A 1,825-nucleotide genomic window follows, 5' to 3' on the forward strand; every position below is an offset into this window, starting at 1 on the left:
CGCGCATCGAGCCGGTCGCCGACGCGCGACGCAAAGCGCTGCGCGACTTCCACGCGACGCACGAGCGCGTCGGGCGCGGCCCAGCTTGCGGCGATATCGTCGTAACCGGCGGGCGAGCCTGGCCGCCACACCGGTTGGCCCAGTTGCGTGAGCAGAGGCGCAGCCTGGACATTGCCGAGTTCCCGCCAGCCGAGGCCGCGCATCGACGAAATTGCCCATTCCCACGGCGTCTTGAACTTCACGGCCACGGGCGACCACGCTTGCGGCGAGTCGAGCAACGCGCGATACACAGTCGGCAGATCGCCGCCGCTGCGCTCGAAGGCGCTCGCGAGCCGCTCGCTCACGGCGGGCGGCGGATTATCGGCGATGAAATGACGCGCGAGCTTGGTCCCGATGTGCTGCGCCGTCGCCGGTGCACTCGCGAGGTCACGCAGCACCGCGAGCGCCTGGTCCTCGCCTCGCTGATCGTAACGGCGGCCCATGATGGTTCGCGAACCGGGCTCATGCAGCGCGTCGCGAAACACGAATGTGCCTGGCGCGGCGGCCGGCTGCATCGCGCGGTTGGGCTGTTTGCCGGCGTTCGCGGCATTGGCGGCATTGGCGGGATTGGCCGCGAGACTCCATCCGGTCAGCGCGCGGGCGAATTCAACGACGTCGTCCTGGCTGTAGCCGCTGCGCACGCCGAGCGTATGCAACTCCATGATTTCGCGCGCGAGATTTTCGTTGAGACCCGGTTTGCGGTCGGGATTGCGCTGCGCGGCGCGCATCGCCGCGATGCTGTCCGGTCCCACCGAACGCGACTGATCGAGAAACAGCTGCATGGCCGGATGACGCTCGACGGCGACCAGCATGTCTTCGAAACGGCCGAGCACGTGCGGACGGATCGCTTCCGCTTCGAACGCACCCGCGAGCGCGGCCACCTCGGGCTTTTCCGTCGATATGGCAAAGTGATTCGCCCAGAAATGAACCAGCCGCTCGACGAAAGGCGTCTCGGTGGTCAATGCGCTCGTCACTCGCGCATTCACGGACGAACGGTACAGATCGCGTATCTCCACGCGAATCATTTTTCGTTCGGCTTCCTTATCGTTTTTCGCCGCTGCCTGCGTCGCTGCCTGCGTCGCTGCCTGCGTCGTTGTTTGGGACGCGGCTTGCGACGCCGCCTGGGCGTTGGCCTGCGCCTGCTCGCGCATCTGCATGCGCTGCTGCGCCAGTTCGCTCGACACGGTCACCGAATCCGGCTGGCTCGCCCACGCGGGCGGCTTCGGCTGATAGGGTTCGAACTGCGCGAGCAACCACGCCTTCGGATCGGCGGGCGGCGCGTCGTCCGCGCGTGCGCCGAGGCCGAAACGGTTCAGCGCGATCGCAGCGGCAGTGAGGTTTGGCGAGGCAGTCATAGCGCCCTCTTCGGCATGGGATAGTGCTTAAACGGCGGCGTCGGAAAAATCCGTCGCGCGTTTTTGCGCATTTTCTAATTATTCGACGACGCCGGATTGGCCGGCTTCGCGCCCTTGGCCGGCAGCGGCGGTTCGCGCCACTGCCCTCGCAAGCGCAGGCTTTCGGCGAATTCGACGCGCTCCTCGGGCGACAGGCTCGCCGCGAAATCCGCCACACTGCTCTCCATTTGCGCGCGCAAGCTGCTGTCGGCTGCGCGCGTGCGGGCGAGCGCCGCATCGAGCGCCGCGCGATCCAGCTGCGGCGCGGCAAGCAGACGCAACACCTCGCGACGCCCTTCGCGCGCCTCGCGTGCGAACGGCCGTCCATCGCGACGGCCGTTCTTCAGGCTGTCCGCGAAGGCTTTCTGCCGCTCGGCGGAAAGCGGCTCCGC

At 67.5% G+C, this 1,825-nt stretch carries 2 protein-coding genes; both read right to left on the reverse strand.

Annotation, left to right across the window (positions count from 1 at the left end):
* On the reverse strand, positions 1–1,394 hold a 1,394-nt coding region (locus VF497_RS07850; protein WP_330887395.1), incomplete at its 3' end, for a DUF1800 domain-containing protein.
* A gap of 74 nt (positions 1,395–1,468) precedes the next feature.
* Positions 1,469–1,825: periplasmic heavy metal sensor (locus VF497_RS07855; RefSeq protein WP_330887397.1), on the reverse strand; the 357-nt coding region annotated here is incomplete at its 5' end.

The sequence above is a fragment of the Rudaea sp. genome, assembly GCF_036383415.1.
Lineage (GTDB): Bacteria > Pseudomonadota > Gammaproteobacteria > Xanthomonadales > Rhodanobacteraceae > Rudaea.